The 13,033-nt window shown below is 71.6% G+C and carries 10 protein-coding genes and 1 pseudogene; 3 read left to right on the top strand and 8 right to left on the bottom strand.

What is annotated here, in order from left to right; translation table 11 throughout:
* The first annotated feature begins 71 nt into the window (after window positions 1-71).
* A complete protein-coding gene (locus ACWD10_RS05205) occupies window positions 72-413 on the top strand; it encodes a BTAD domain-containing putative transcriptional regulator (RefSeq protein ID WP_451087140.1) in 342 nt (113 codons plus the stop codon).
* A 103-nt stretch (window positions 414-516) separates the two neighbouring features.
* Here the strand turns inward: ACWD10_RS05205 and ACWD10_RS05200 are convergent, their stop codons facing one another.
* Window positions 517-846, bottom strand: a complete 330-nt coding sequence (locus ACWD10_RS05200) for an HGxxPAAW family protein (protein WP_451087138.1) — start codon at window positions 844-846, stop codon at window positions 517-519.
* A gap of 79 nt (window positions 847-925) precedes the next feature.
* Between ACWD10_RS05200 and ACWD10_RS05195 the strand changes: the two genes are divergently transcribed.
* Window positions 926-1,393: a MarR family winged helix-turn-helix transcriptional regulator gene (locus ACWD10_RS05195; protein ID WP_451087136.1), complete on the top strand. Its 468-nt coding sequence runs from the start codon at window positions 926-928 to the stop codon at window positions 1,391-1,393.
* Window positions 1,394-1,551: 158 nt separating this feature from the next.
* On the opposite strand, the gene ACWD10_RS05190 is transcribed toward ACWD10_RS05195, so the two are convergent.
* The 7 genes and pseudogenes from ACWD10_RS05190 to ACWD10_RS05160 all read right to left on the bottom strand — a co-directional run bounded on the left by ACWD10_RS05190 (window position 1,552) and on the right by ACWD10_RS05160 (window position 10,561).
* Window positions 1,552-2,640, bottom strand: a complete 1,089-nt coding sequence (locus tag ACWD10_RS05190) for a DUF2278 family protein (protein ID WP_451087134.1) — start codon at window positions 2,638-2,640, stop codon at window positions 1,552-1,554.
* Between the two features lie 197 nt (window positions 2,641-2,837).
* Entirely contained in the window at window positions 2,838-5,795 is a 2,958-nt protein-coding gene (locus ACWD10_RS05185) for a trypsin-like peptidase domain-containing protein (RefSeq protein WP_451087132.1), read from the bottom strand.
* Window positions 5,785-6,096: a trypco2 family protein gene (locus ACWD10_RS05180; RefSeq protein ID WP_451087130.1), complete on the bottom strand. Its 312-nt coding sequence runs from the start codon at window positions 6,094-6,096 to the stop codon at window positions 5,785-5,787. Before ACWD10_RS05180 ends, ACWD10_RS05185 begins: the two co-directional genes overlap by 11 nt.
* 153 nt (window positions 6,097-6,249) lie before the next feature.
* On the bottom strand, window positions 6,250-6,930 hold the full coding sequence (locus ACWD10_RS05175; RefSeq protein WP_451087128.1) for a RibD family protein: 681 nt from the start codon (window positions 6,928-6,930) through the stop codon (window positions 6,250-6,252).
* Between the two features lie 10 nt (window positions 6,931-6,940).
* Window positions 6,941-7,339 carry a 6-pyruvoyl trahydropterin synthase family protein gene (locus tag ACWD10_RS05170; protein WP_451087126.1) on the bottom strand — a complete coding sequence of 133 codons (399 nt, stop codon included), beginning with the start codon at window positions 7,337-7,339 and terminating at the stop codon, window positions 6,941-6,943.
* 69 nt (window positions 7,340-7,408) lie between these two features.
* Window positions 7,409-8,442: pseudogene (locus ACWD10_RS05165) on the bottom strand (zinc-dependent alcohol dehydrogenase).
* A 76-nt stretch (window positions 8,443-8,518) separates the two neighbouring features.
* A complete protein-coding gene (locus ACWD10_RS05160; RefSeq protein ID WP_451087124.1) occupies window positions 8,519-10,561 on the bottom strand; it encodes an ABC1 kinase family protein in 2,043 nt (680 codons plus the stop codon).
* Between the two features lie 460 nt (window positions 10,562-11,021).
* On the opposite strand from ACWD10_RS05160, the gene ACWD10_RS05155 reads away from it, so the two are divergent.
* Window positions 11,022-12,893, top strand: a complete 1,872-nt coding sequence (locus tag ACWD10_RS05155; protein ID WP_451087122.1) for an SGNH/GDSL hydrolase family protein — start codon at window positions 11,022-11,024, stop codon at window positions 12,891-12,893.
* The last annotated feature ends 140 nt before the right edge of the window (window positions 12,894-13,033 follow it).

Below are 13,033 nucleotides of genomic sequence, written 5' to 3'. Positions count from 1 at the left end.
CGCTTCTCTTCGCTAAGGCTGTGCCGCGCCATGCGGTACTCGCCTCTCGCGAACGGATAGGGGCGTAGCTCGTGTTGGGGGCAGGAGGCTGGTCAGGCCGCAGCACACGCGGGCCGTACGCCTCGGACGACCGTGCGGGCTCGGCGGCGCCCGGCGCGGGCCGGCCCGTAGGCGATCTCCCGGTCATCCGCTTGGTACGCGCCGAGTCCCTGATGCGGGAGGGCAAGGCGGCCTTGGCCTCGGGTGACCCGCGCGCCGCCTCCCAGCCCCTCAGGCGTGCGCTCACCCAGTGGCGGGGAGATCCGTACGCGGACGCCGACGCCACCTCGACGGTGGTTCAGCGCGCGAACGAACTGGAGAGCCTCAAGGCCGAGTCCATCCAGGCCCATATCGACGCCGACCTCGGCGGATGACGAACCGTCAGCTCATCCAGCACGGATCCAGCAACGGTAGCGGGGCGGAAACGCTGCCCCCGGCAAGAAGCGCGCCAACGGGACCCGACGGCAGTCGAGGGGTTCAGGACGACAGGTCGGCCGTACGACGCACCTGGCCGCCGCCCCGTCCGGCCATCCGGCACCCGAGGCAGTCCGCGTGGCCCGCACGCGCGGTGTGGTCCCGTGCCGTGAAGCGCCGCTGACCGGCGGCGCGTATGCCGGGCGGCTTGCCCCACCCGGCGAGGTGCAGGCCCCACGTCACCAGTACCGCCAAGACCATGACGGCAAGGCCCAGCCAGATCCCCGGGCGCCAGCCGATGATGCCGACGCTGATGACCAGGGTCCCCACCGTGGCGACGGCGGAACCGGCCCATCCCGCGACGGTGTGCCCCTCGTCGTGCTGCCCGCTCATGCACCTGCCCCCTCGCAGCCGCCCAACCTTAGAATGGCTTAGCAAGTAAGGAATTTATCTCGCGCGCTAAGGAACTTCAATGGAGGGCAAGCCCCGACCCACCGGCTCCGCCTCGGACGCGATCAGGGCGATGAACGACCTCGTCGCCGCGAACTTCGTCGGCCAGCAGGAGTTCGCCAGGAACCTGGGGCTGAGCGTCACGGACCTCGTCTGCTTCGCGTACATCCTGGAGGCCGAGGGCTCCCCGGTCACCGCCGGCGATCTGGCCAGGCGTACGCACGTCACGACGGGAGCGGTGACCGGCATCCTCAACCGCCTCGAGCGCGGCGGCTTCGTCAACCGCCGGCCGGACCCGGCCGACCGGCGCCGGGTGCGCATCACCGCGGTCCCGGCCGCCGCCGAACGCGTACAGGCCGTCCACGGCCCGTACTTCGCCCTCCTCACCGACCTCTTCGCGGACTACACGCCGGACGAAGTCGCCGTACTCACCGACTGGTTCACGCGCGCGAGTGCGCTGACGCGGACTTATCTGGAGGAGTCGTGCTAGCGCGCGTACGGCTTCGCGCCGGTCGACAACGGCTGGAAGGGCGGCCCTCCTCCTCCCCTCTCTCCTCTCTCCCCTCGGACTGAACTCCAGGTCGCCTTGGCGAGACACGACCGGGGCCCGGCGGACGACCGCCGGGCCCCTGCGCGTACGGCTGCGCTCTACGCGTCGAAGACGACCGGGCTTCCTTCCTGGCGGGCCTGGCCCTCGGAGTACGTCACGGTGTGGACCGTCTCCCCGGCGTCGTCGAGGAGGGTGATCGTGCCGCCCCGGTTGCCGAGCTGGAAGCCGTCGGCGGCGGTGACCGTGACGGTGGCGCCCGGTTCGAGGCGCTGGGCGGGCAAGGATACGCGGTTCTCGTTGCGGTCGGCGAGGTGCCAGCCACCGAGGTCGACCGCGGACCGCGAGTCGTTGGCCAGGGTGACCGTCTCGGTCTCAGGGGCCGGGCCCTGGGGGTTGATCATGGCCGAGCGGATGCGCACGGCGGGGGCAGGGCCGTCGCCCGGGTCACCGGGCTGCCCCGGGTCGTCGGGCTGCCCCGGGTCGTTCGGTCGGTCGCCCGGCTCCTCGGCGTGGCCGGTGGAGTCGTCGGTGTTCCAGGACTGCGACTGGAAGGCGAGGAAGACCGCGATCCACTGGTCGACACCCTCGGCACCGTCGGCACCGTCGGCACCGGGCAGATGGATCAGCAGGCCGCCGTCCTGCCAGACCCCGTCCTGGCCCTTGAAGCGCTCGCTGTTGCCCTGGTTCATGTGCACGTCGTGAACGCCGTTGCCGGGCTCGAAGCCGAAGATCTTGTCCGGTGTGCCCTCCTCGGGGCCCCAACGCTCGCCGAACACGTAGACGGCGGCGGACTCGTCCTCGACGGCGCGCCTGACGTGCTCCTCGAGCACATCGGCCAGGTCGTTGTCGGCACCGGGCTGGTCCGCCGGGAGCTTCTTCATGTCCGCGCGGTCCAGGAGTTCACCGCGTACGTAGTCGAGCGCGGCCCCGCCCACACGCGACGGCAGCTCCGTCCACCCGCTGCCCACGGCCGGAAGCTTCTCGATCACGGCGTGGCTGAAGTTCTCGTTGACGAGATACAGCAACTCCGAAGGATTCTCCTGCGACTTGACGTTGACGGCGGCGCGGTAGTGGGTGCCGCCCTCGTCGACGAGGCGTATCTGGAAATGCGGGGTGTCGTCCTCGGCACCCTCCCGACGATGGTCGACGGCCCGGGCGGCGAGCACGCCGTAGTTCTTCAGCGGCATGTGGTGTTCATCCTCCAGCGTTGTGGCGAGAGTTGCCCCATCTGAAGTACATCGGTGCCCACACCCTGCCCCCGAGGTGACACGCTGTCGATCCGGTGAACACCGGGTGCAACTTTCGGGGGCGGGTGGGGAGTTGACCGGCCGGGGAGTTGACCGGCTGGGGAGTTGACCGGGTGGGGAGTTGACCGGCGGGCGTTTCAGTCCTCGTTCAGTCGCCGGGCGTCAGCGGCAAGCCATGCGGGGGCGACGACCTCGGCGTTGCCGTCGAGCGCGGCGGCCGCGCGGGTCAGTGAATCGGCTGCGGATCGCGGGGAGTCGGGCAGGGCGCGGGCCGCCTCGGCCAGGGAGCGGGCCGCTGCCGCCTGGGGCGCTCCGGCGATCTGGAGGGCGGCCGAGGCGCGTTCGGCGGTGGTGGCGGACTGCTCGTGGCGGCCGTCGCACCAGTACGCCCAGGCGAGGTTGAGCAGGCAGACGCCCTCGGCGCGCGGGGTTTCCATCAACGACGCCTCGCGGAGGGCCTCTTCCAGGACGGTGACCGCCCGGGCCGGACCGTCGAGAGCGAGGAGGGCGACGCCCTGCGCGTTCAGCGCATACGCGATCGCCTCCTGACTGCCGGCCGCACGGTAGGCGCGGGCCGTCTCTGCGCCCGCGTCAGCGGTCTCCCGCCAGCGGCCGAGCGTGAGCAGGGCGATGGTGCGCGCGTTGCCGGCACGTGCGGTGGTGAGCGGATCGCCGCTCGTACGGGCGAGTTCGGTGACCTGGTCGGCAACGGCCAGGGCGGTCTCGCCGTCGCGGCGGTAGCTGTGGTTGAGGCTGAGGGAGAGCAGCGCGTGCACCTCGCGCTCACTGTCACCGAGGTCGCGTGCGAGGACGGCGGCCCGCTCGAGCGGCTGTACGGCGGCATCGAGGTCGCCCAACTGGCGGTGCGCGTCCCCGAGTCCGAACAGCGCGCTGAGCAGCGCGGTCCGGTCGTCGAGGCGCTCGGCGAGGGCTGCCGCTCCGGTGAAGAGCTCGACGGCCTGCTCCATCGGGCCCGCACTGAGCCGGGCGTGCCCGTAGGCGGCGGTGTGGGCGAGGCGCACCCCCTCGTCGTCGATGTGCCCGTCGACGGCGAGGTGCATCGAGACCGCGGCGAGCACCGAGCCGTGCCAGACGAGCCATTCGCTGATCTCGTTCAGCACCTGCGCGGCGCTGTCGTGGTCACCGGCGCGCACGAGGTGGTCGAACTGCCGCCGCTGCGGCTCGATGTCGTCCAGCGTCCGCCACGTGCCGCGCGGCGGCGTCCGGCCCGCGTACCAGGATGCGATCTGCCGCTCCACTGCCTGCCTCCGGAAGGGTCCGTCCTGGGGAAACTGGCCGCCGGCTATGTCCGCGTCCAGGGGGTGCAGGGCGAGAGTACGGCTCGCCCGGTCCACCGACACCAGGTGCATGCGGACGAGGGACGTGAGGACAGGTGCCACACGTAGACCCGGGTCGAGCCCGCCGACTATCGCTTCGACGGCGTTCTGCTGCACCGGGGTGCCCAGTGCGGAGAGGACGCCGAGGACGGCACGCGCCGACGCGTCCAGGCGCTGGTAGCGCGCCTGGGCGAGGGCGTCGGCGATGTCCTTGCGGCGGGTGAAGTCCTTCAGTACGTCCGACAGGCTCGGCAGCAGCTCCGTGTCGTCGGCGACCGCGCCGACCAGGAGTTCAAGGGCACGAGGGATGCCGTGGACGTGGACCGCCGCGTTCAGGAGTTCGTCGTCGGACAGATCCGCTATGCCGAGGCTGCCGTCCCGGTCGAGTTCTCGCAGCAGCTCGGCCGCCTCGGCAGGCCTGAGCCCCTCGGAGAGGGGCACGTGGGCGGCGAAGCGCCGCAGTTCGGGCGGGAGGCGCACCGGCACCTGGCTGGTGACGAGGAGACGTGGGGTGGCGCGGGCCCGGAAGAGGCAGTCGATGATGACGGACAGCTCGGGGTCGGCCATGCGGCCGTCGTCGTGGAGCAGGTCCTCCAGGTTGTCCATGAGGATGATGATGAGCCGGTCGCCCATGGCCGCGAACAGCTCGGCAAGGCGGTCGCGCGGCTCGGAGTTCGTGGCCCACACCTTGCGCAGATGTGCCTCGTGGTCGGGGCCGAGCAGGCGGGCGCAGTCGAAGTAGAGGCGTTCCAGGGAGATCCCGGACGTACGGGTGGAGAGGTTGACCAGACCTGACGGGACCGGTCCGCGGGCAGGACCGGGCCACTCGCCACGGTCCAGGAGGTCCATGACCTTGGCGGCGAGCGCGCTCTTCCCGATGCCGCGCCGCCCGGTCACGGTCACCATGCGGACGGCCGGGTCGCTCAAGTTCCTTGCTATCGCGTCCCGTTCGTGGGCGCGGTTCTTGAAGAGCTCGATCCCGTGCGCGACGGGGACACCGACCACGCGCACCCCTGCGGCCCGCGCGTCCTGCGCCACCCCCTGCGTCGCGAGCGGCAGCGCCGCCGGGTCGGGGATCGCCAGGAGCCGGGCGAGTTCGGCGCGGTCCGCGTCGTGGAGTCGGCGCAGTGCGTGGTCGAGACGGACAGCGGTGAGCCGGCCCGCGCCCTCGGCCCGGTGGTGTTCGGCGACCACGCCGACGATGCGGCTGCCGGCCCACACCGCGGCGCCGGACATCCCCGCCCACGGAGAGGTGTCCGGGTCCGGGTCGGCGCCCGCCGCTGCCACGGTCATTTCCAGCGTCCCGGTGCGGAGGTTGGAGAGCGCCGCCACGGTCCCATCGGCCTGGTGGAGTTCGCGGAAGTACCCGCCTTCGGGGCGGCGGCGCCGCTTCCACAGCGGGAACCCCGCCGCGTGCACGCCGATCACGCCGTGGCGGTCGTCGGCGATGCGCCCGAAACGTGCGCGCTCGATGCCCGTGGGGGCTTCTGCCGGGGGCCTGACGGTCAGCACGGCCAGGTCGCAGCCGTCGTCCGCCCAGGCCACCGCCGCCGGAGCCGACCACTGTCCGGGCCGGTCGGCATCGCACCGTACGTGTATCCCGGTGGCGTTGGCGACCACATGGGCGGCGGTAAGGACCGTGCCGTCGGAGATTCGGTATCCGGATCCGCGCCGGTTGCCGTGGTCCGTTCCGACGATGAGCTCGGCGATCCGGTGCGGGTCGAGGCCGGGCTCGTCAGCCGAAGGGTCAGTCCTCATCGGGCAGCTCGGCGCCCGAGATCAGGGCGGGCCTTTCGGGTGCGTCGCCGGGCACCGGCAGGAGGGTGAGTGTGATCCGCTGCGTGGCGGTGTTCGCGCTGCGCGCGGTGGCGCCGGCGTCGAAGACCCAGAACCGCACCTTGGCGCCGGGCTCCCGGCTCCGTTCCACCCCAACGGTCAGCTCGAGTTCGAGCCGCTCGGCCTGGAACCGCAGCCCGTGGCCGTCTCCGGCCGCCATCGCCCGGCCCAGCTCGTCCCGCAACTGAGCGATCATGTCCGCCAGTTCGACCGCGTCGTCCACTGCGGCTCCCCCGTCCCACCCGTGCCGACCGTGTCCCGCCGATCATACCTAGGACCCGTCAACTGCACACCGAGGAGCCCGAGTTCGGAGATCGGCGGTCGGGCTCGGCGCGGTCGGCAGCGGCGAGCATCCCGGTCCGGCGCGCGGGACGTCTCAGCCGCGGTGCTTGGGCGCGTAGCGCAGCAACACCACGTCGCCGATCCGGCGTGCCTCCAGGAGTTTCATACGGGCCGTGGAACCACCGGGATACGCCGCCGAGGTCAGGAACCTCGGGGCGTCGGCTTGGCCCACCAGGAGCGGGGCGATGACCAGATGGAGCTCGTCGGCCAGGCTCCGGGCCAGGAACTGGGTGTGGATCGTGCCGCCCCCTTCCACCAGGAGTCTGCCCACACCGCGCCGACCGAGCTCGTCGAGGACCAACGGCCAGTCGAGCACGGGGCCGGTGCTGACGATGTCGGCGCGGCCGCCCAGGGTGCGACGGGCCTTGGATACCGCGCCGTCCACGGTGAAGACCAGCTTCTCGCCGCCGCAGTGCCAGAACAGCAGACCGGCGTCCAGCTCCGCGGACCCGGTCACCGTCACCTTCAGCGGATGCTCCGGTTTACCGGCGGCGATACGCCGTGCGCGCCGCTCGGCGCTCTTCACGAGGAGGCGCGGGTTGTCCCTGCGCAGGGTGGTGGCGCCGACGAGGACGGCATCGGCGGCGGCGCGTTCCCGGTCGACACGGTCGAGGTCCTGGTCGTTGGAGAGCACCAGTCGTTCGTCGGCGGTGTCGTCCAGATGGCCGTCCACGGAAACGGCGGCCGACAGCAGGACGTACGGGCGTATGGCCATGGCCGGGTGATCAGAGCGTGCGGTGGTAGCTCGCCCAGGCGATGTGCGACTCGTGGAGTTGCACGGTGATCCCGGCCAGGTCGCGGGCCCCCTGGCCCAGAGCACCGGCGTGGATGCGGGCGGCGAGGCGGTCCGCTATGACCTTGGCCAGGAATTCCGTGGTGGTGTTGGTCCCGGCGAAGGCAGTGTCCTCGTCGAGATTCCGGTAGGACAGCGCTCCGACGATCCCGCGCAGCTCCGTAGCCGCCAGGCCCATGTCGACGACGAGGTTGTCGGCGTCCAGCTCCATGCGCTGAAAGGTGGCGTCGACCAGGTAGGTCGCTCCGTGCAGGCGCTGCGCGGGGCCGAAGACCTCGCCCCGCAGACTGTGGGCGATCATGAGGTGCTCGCGGACCGTGACGGTGAACAAGACTTCTCCGGAGGCTCGGTGTCGGTACGGGCGGTCTGTACGGCGGTCAGTACGGGCGGTGGGTGCGGGTCAGCGGGGGTCGTATCGGATGCGGTGGCAGAGCCCGGGCAGTCCGCCCGCGGCGATCCGGGCCATGACCTGGGGGAGTTCGTCGAAGTCGGATTCGCCGGTGATGAGTACGTCGAAGAGGGGGTCTCGCAGGAGGTCGAGCGCCAGGGCGAGACGGTCGGCGGGCGCGTGCCGCCCACGCAGCTGCGGCGGGACGGCGCCGACCTGGCTGCTGCGGAGTGCCAGGCGCCGGGAGTGGAAGAACCCGCCGAGCGGAAGGGTGATCGGCCGGTCGCCGTACCAGCTCAGATCCACCACGGAGCCCTCGGGGGCGAGCAGTTCGAGGGAGCGGACAAGCCCGTCCTGGGTGGCGCTGGCATGGAAGACGAGATCGCAGTCGCCATCCGCCTGCGCGGGGTCGGCGAAGGCGACACCGAGCGCCGCGGCGACTTCCGCGCGGGCCGGATCGACGTCGACGAGTTGCACCCGGAGGCCGGGAAACCGGGCCAGGAGGGCGGCCACGCAGGAGCCGACCAGGCCCGCGCCCACCACGGCGATGCGGTCACCGATGCGCGGTGGCGCGTCCCACAAGGCGTTGAGGGCCGTCTCGACGATGCCGGCGAGCACCGCGCGTTCCGGCGGCACCGCGTCGGGTACCAGGGTGAGGGCTTCGACCGGGACGGTGAAACGGTTCTGGTGCGGGTGCAGGCAGAAGACGGTCCGGTCGACCAGCTGGGCGGGCCCCGCCTCGACCCGGCCCACGCTGAGGTAGCCGTACTTGACGGGGCCGGGGAAGTCACCTTCCTGGAACGGAGCGCGCATGGCCGCGTACTGGCCGACGGGAACGCGACCGTTGAAGACCAGCGATTCCGTGCCACGGCTCACGGCCGAGTACAAGGTCCGGACTACGGCCTCGCCGTCAGCGACCTCACGAGCAGGCGGGCAGGCGGGCAGGCAGGCAGGCAGGCAGGCAGGCAGGCAGGCAGGCAGGCAGAGGTAACGATCTCACCCTGTCCGGGAGTTACCACCCAAAAAGAGCGTATGGGGCACTGCACGGCTGATCCTCTGCTAAGGATGGTCCGCCCTCGGACCGTCAAGCGGTGCCCGCGATCCTAAACGCAGGGTCGCCCCTCAGTCGTAGCGGGCCCCCCGCGCCCGGTGGCCGACCAGCACGCGGATCATGAGGACCAGGCTCAGGAGGAGAAGGTTGTAGCCGAACAGCTCGTACAGGCGTAGGTCCTTGTTGATGGCCGGGCCGCCGCTGCCGGAGAGGAGCAGGACGCCCATGATGCCGGTGGTGGCGGCGAGGACGCAGACCATGGCCTGGTGCAGCAGGCCGGAGAGGACGCGTTGGTCGCGTTCGTCGGCGAGCAGGCGGGCGTTGAGGGTGAACTCGCCGCGTTCCAGGGACTGTCCGATACGGTCCACGCGGCGCGGCAGTCGGCGCAGGAGCGGGAGCAAGGGGAGGAGTTCGCCCTCCGCGGTCTCCCGTAGCGAGCCGCGGCCGAGCTGGGCGGTGATCTCGCGGCGGGCGAAGGTGCGGGCCTCCGTCACGATGTCGAAGCCGGGGGCGAGGTGGGTCAAGGTGCCCTCGACCGTGGCCAACGCGCGGAAGACGGCGGCGACTTCGGGCGGTACGGCGATGCCGTGGGCGGAGACGATCCGGAACAGGTCCGTGAACATGTCGATGTCCGGGACGACGCCCGTACTGAGGTGGCGGGCCATGAAGCGGCCCAACGCGCGCTCCAGCGCCTCCCCGTCGACCCCGTCGGAACGGTCCATGATCTCCACGAAGGCGTCCCGCAGCGTCGCCGGATCGCGCTGGTCGACGGCGAGAAGCAGACGCTGGAGGGTGGACTGGAGTTGGGTGTCCAGACGGCCCACGGATCCGAAGTCCAGGAGCGCGAGGCCGCCTTCGGGGGTGAGCAGTATGTTGCCGGGGTGCGGGTCGGCGTGGAACACCCCGTCGACCATCACCTGCCGTAGCAGGCAGGCGAGCAGTGTGCGCGCCAACTCGGCCCGGTCGACCTCGCGTTCGGCGATGGCCCGGTCCGCGCGGCCGAGCGGGGTGCCGTCGAGCTCCGTCATGACGAGGACGCGGGCCGTGGTGAGTTTGTCGTGCAGGGCCGGGAGCCGGACCTGGTGCGGTGCGTCGTGCAGGGCGGCCGCGGCCGCGATGGTGGTGAGGTTGCGGGCCTCGATACGGAAGTCCAGCTCTTCGCGGAGCGCGGCGGCGAAGCCCTCGGCCAGGTCGACGGCGCCGAGGCCGCGCGCCCAGGCGGCGCGCCGCTCCAGGGTGGCGGCGATGCGCCGCACGATGTCGAGGTCGCGTTCGACGACCGGCACGATCCCGGGCCGCTGCACCTTGACGATGACCTGGCTGCCGTCGGTGAGCGTGGCCCGGTGGACCTGCGCGATGGAGGCGGCGGCCAGCGGCTTGCGCTCGAAGTGGGCGAAGAACTCGGCCGGTGGGGCGCCCAGTTCGGCGGTCAGTTGCCGCTCGACCTCCGCCCAGGGAGCGGGCTCGGCCTCGCTCTGCAGCCTGCTGAGCTCGTTGATGAACTCGGGCGGCAGCAGATCGCGCCGGGTCGAGAGGATCTGCCCGAGCTTCACGAAGGTGACACCGCACTCCTCGAGGGTGGCGCGCAGCGCCTGGGCGAACGCGGCGTCGCCGCCCTGCGGTCCGCCGCGGCTCGGCAACGGCCGGGCGCGCCGGATCAGTCCGTGCCGCGCCGCGGCCGCGCTCACCTGCGTATAGCGGCGGGCCCGGGCCACGCGGGCGCGCAGGGCACGCAGCACGCTGAGGGGGCTGGTGCCGACGGGCAGCAGCGCCTCGGTGGCGATGAGCAGCACCATCGTGACGACCAGGGCGATGCCGACCATGACGGTGACCAGGGACCAGCTCATCCCCGGTTCGCCGAGGCGCCGCCCGATGGCGATCCCGCCGGTGGCCATCCCGGCGAGGGCGCATACGAGGGTGCGCAACGTGCCCCCGTACCGGCCGACCAGGCGACGCGCACCGAAGGCGAGCGAAAAGACGATCACGAAGCCGATGACCGCGCCGGGTCCGAAGGAACCGAAAGCGTCGGGCGGACCGGCGGCCAGAAGCCGCATCGGGTCGAACGCGGACGATGTCGCGTCGAGTGCGGACGGTAAGGCGTGCGTGGCAGCCATCGAACGGGGCTCTCCTGTTGAGGACCGGCGAGGACATGAGGGTACGTGGAGCGGGCGCGGCGGGTGGACTCGGGTTCGGCGGGGCGCAAGGCGGCGAACTCACCCAGGAGCAGGCCCCTTTGGTCGTACGTTGCCTCCTGACCGCGCACGTCGACACCACCGCGAGCCTCGTCCGTGCAGACCTTCTTCCGCACCTCCACGAGCGAGCTTCTCTGCCCGTCCGCTGCCGTCCCTCACGCTGACCTCACGTGCCCCCTGCGCACCCCCTCTCACCTCGAAGGGCTCATCCTTCCTTATTTCAGGGCGAGTTCAGACGTAGGTCATTGACGCGTTCCTGACGCCTCCTTAGCTTCATGGCGCAGCTCACGGAACGGGGGTACACGGGGGACACAGGGCATACGGGCGACTCGGGGGACAGGTGGCGACATCTGACGAGCGGTACGAGAGGGAGGAGTCGGCTGTGCGTCGACGTATCTGGGGTGGGGCCGTGGCCTTGGCTCTGTTTTCCGGGCTGGCCGGGGTGGCGCCGATGGCGCCCGCGGCGGGCGCTGCCACGGCAGGGCGGAATGCCACGACCGGGACGACCGGGACGACCGGGACGACCGCGAACGAGACCGGCACGGCCGCGCCAAGAACCGCTCAGCAGAAGAGACAAGAGCCGCTCCCACTGGAGCGGCTCTTCGACAATCGGGCGGTGAGCGACGACAACGCGCCCACCGCCGCCGACTTCGACGGCTCCGGGGCCTCGCTCTCCGCCCAGGACCTGGCCGCCGCGGGCTGGACCCCGGGCCGGGACCTCTCCGTCGACGCGGCCCGGTTCGCGCTGCCGGACACCGAGCCGGGCGAGCCCGACAACGTACGCGCGAACGGCCAGTGGGTTTCGGTACGCGGCACGGGCGAGTCCCTGGCGTTCCTGGTCGCCGGGACCGGCGGCACCGCGAGCGGGACCGGGACGGTGCGGTATGAGGACGGCCGGAAGGCATCGTTCCGACTGACCGCGCCGGACTGGCGCTCGGGCCCGCTCGCCACGAAGTCCGTGGCCCTGCCGCACATCAACACGCCAGAGGGCCAACGCGTCGAGAAGGCCCGCCTGTACGTCGTGACGGTGCCGCTCGATCGCGGGCGTGCGGTCGAGGCGGTACGGCTTCCGGTTCCGGGCGGCGGCGCCGACCTGCATGTGTTCGCGGCGTCCGTACGGAACACCGACGCGGGCTGGACCGGAACGTGGTCGGCGTCCACCGCCGGGTACACCTCGGTCGGGCCGTGGCAGGACCGCACGCTGCGCCTGGTGGTGCACACCTCGGTGGGCGGCTCGCGGGTGCGGGTGCGCCTGGACAACACGTTCGCCGGTACGCCGGTGCGGATCGGCAGTGCGACGGTCGCCGTGCAGGAATCGGGGGCAACGGCCTCGGGGCCACCCGTACCGCTCTCCTTCAACGGCGTGACCGGGACCGAAATCCCGGCGGGCGCCCAGGCGTTCAGCGACCCGCTCGGCTTCGACGTGCCCGCCGACGCCAACCTTCTGGTCAGCTTCCATTTGGCGGGGACGGTCGTGGCCGCCCCGGTGCACCGACAGGCGCTACAGGAGTCGTACCTGAGTGAACCGGGCGACCACGCGGCGGACGCGGGCCCCGGCGCGTACACCTCGACCATCACCACCTGGCCGTTCCTGACCGGCGTGGACGTGGCCGGCGGGCCCGGGTCCGTGGTGACGCTCGGCGACTCGATCACGGACGGCGACAAGTCCACGATGAACGGCAACAAGCGCTGGCCCAACGTCCTGGCCCGGCGGCTGCTCGCGCAGGACGAGGTGCCGCACTACGGCGTGATCAACCACGGCATCTCGGCGAACCGCGTGATCTACGACTGGTATCCGGGCGACGGCATGGGCGGGAGCACCGGCGGGGTGAGCGCCGTGCACCGCCTCGACCGGGATGTGCTCGCCCAGACCTCGGCGCGCACGATGCTGGTCTTCGAGGGCGTCAACGATGTGCGCTGGGGCGACACCGCCGAGGAAGTGATCGCCGGGCTGCGGGAGATCGCGGCGCGGGCGAAGGCGCGCGGGCTGCGCGTGATCGCGGCGACGATCGTGCCGTGCGAGGGCGAGCGGCGGTGCACTCCGGAGGCGAACGCGCAGCGGGTGGCGGTGAACGAGTGGATCCGCAACAACGACACCTACGACGCGTTCGTGGACTTCGACGCGGTGCTGCGGGACCCGGAGCGTCCGTCGCGGATGCTCCCGCATTACGACAGCGGCGACCATCTGCACCCGGGGGACGCGGGGTTGGCTGCCCTTGCGGATTCGATCGACCTGAGGGTTCTTGAAGGCTGAGGGTCCTTGAAGGCTGAGGGGCCTTGAGGACTATGGGTCCTTGAGGACTGAGGCTCTGCCCGGCGGTCGGGGATGAGGGCCGGGGTGGGCCGGAGGCGCTGCGTCGCCTTCGGCCCACCCCGGGTTACCGCTCCAAGTCG

This window comes from Streptomyces sp. NPDC002851 (assembly GCF_053591935.1).
This window is presented reverse-complemented; position numbering and strand designations above follow the sequence as displayed.

Excerpts from the sequence above, each read along its gene's own strand:
- ACWD10_RS05200 (WP_451087138.1), bottom strand. The coding sequence starts at position 846 with ATGAGCGGGCAGCACGACGAGGGGCACACCGTCGCGGGATGGGCCGGT.
- ACWD10_RS05195 (WP_451087136.1), top strand. The coding sequence starts at position 926 with ATGGAGGGCAAGCCCCGACCCACCGGCTCCGCCTCGGACGCGATCAGG.
- ACWD10_RS05190 (WP_451087134.1), bottom strand. The coding sequence starts at position 2,640 with ATGCCGCTGAAGAACTACGGCGTGCTCGCCGCCCGGGCCGTCGACCAT.
- ACWD10_RS05185 (WP_451087132.1), bottom strand. The coding sequence starts at position 5,795 with ATGAGGACTGACCCTTCGGCTGACGAGCCCGGCCTCGACCCGCACCGG.
- ACWD10_RS05175 (WP_451087128.1), bottom strand. The coding sequence starts at position 6,930 with ATGGCCATACGCCCGTACGTCCTGCTGTCGGCCGCCGTTTCCGTGGAC.
- ACWD10_RS05160 (WP_451087124.1), bottom strand. The coding sequence starts at position 10,561 with ATGGCTGCCACGCACGCCTTACCGTCCGCACTCGACGCGACATCGTCC.